This window comes from Candidatus Bandiella numerosa (assembly GCF_021811875.1).
GTDB classification, from domain to species: Bacteria; Pseudomonadota; Alphaproteobacteria; order Rickettsiales; family Midichloriaceae; genus Aquirickettsia; species Aquirickettsia numerosa_A.
Map to the genome: position 1 here is coordinate 1 of NZ_JAJBJD010000249.1, position 255 is coordinate 255.

Genomic DNA, 255 nt, shown 5'->3' on the forward strand with positions numbered 1-255 from the left:
GTTCTCTATCTAGTTCATGAAGTAAAATGTTACTAAGAAGTGGTGAGAGCGGCCCACCTTGTGGCGTTCCTATGTCTCTCTTACTTGACTCACCATTTTGCATCATGCCAGCATTCAAGAACGACCTGATGAGTTTTAGCAGTTTCTTATCAGATATGGAGCGGGCAATCATAGACATTAAAATATCATGATTGACGTTATCAAAGAAAGCTTCTAGGTCAATATCCACTACCCAAGATTTGCCAGATTTCACAT

Annotated in this window: 1 protein-coding gene; it reads right to left on the bottom strand. The window is 40.0% G+C overall.

The features are described from left to right. Window positions 1–255, bottom strand: a 255-nt coding sequence (locus tag L8D11_RS05560) for a reverse transcriptase domain-containing protein (protein WP_272906065.1), incomplete at both ends; no start/stop codon positions are given.